This window comes from Corallococcus praedator (genome assembly GCF_003612125.1).
GTDB lineage: Bacteria > Myxococcota > Myxococcia > Myxococcales > Myxococcaceae > Corallococcus > Corallococcus praedator.
Window position 1 is genome coordinate 1 of record NZ_RAWI01001168.1, and the last position, 423, is coordinate 423.

At 66.2% G+C, this 423-nt stretch carries 1 protein-coding gene; it reads left to right on the forward strand.

The window, feature by feature from the left end:
* Positions 1 to 423 (forward strand): hypothetical protein (locus D7Y13_RS46520; RefSeq protein WP_158626245.1); only part of this gene is annotated, 423 nt, incomplete at both ends.

Consider the following 423-nt stretch of genomic DNA (forward strand, 5'->3'; position numbering starts at 1 on the left):
GGTCTACACCAACTGCATGGACGCGGTGGCCACCATCGCCACCCCGGCCGCCGATGCAGGCACCATCAGCAGCTCCAACAGCTGTGTCGATGTCAACGTCACCGACGGGCTCAACTACTTCGCCCAGATCCAGGCCCCGGCCACCCTCACCGTGGGTGCCGTCGGCCAGACCATTCCGTTCTGGTTCTACAACACCGACGACCGCACCCTGGTCGACATCTGCACCCCGATCGTGCTGCCCAAGGGCGTCAAGTGGGACGGCACCCAGATCGGCGCGATGAGCCCGTCCAGCGGAATCCTCGGCACCGCACCGGTTCCCACCATCAGTTCGCTCGGCACCACTGCCGGTGGCGGCGAGATCGTCAATGTCTGCTACGACCAGGCGCCGCCGCTGCTGCAGAGCAGGCAGCGGGTCGACTACAC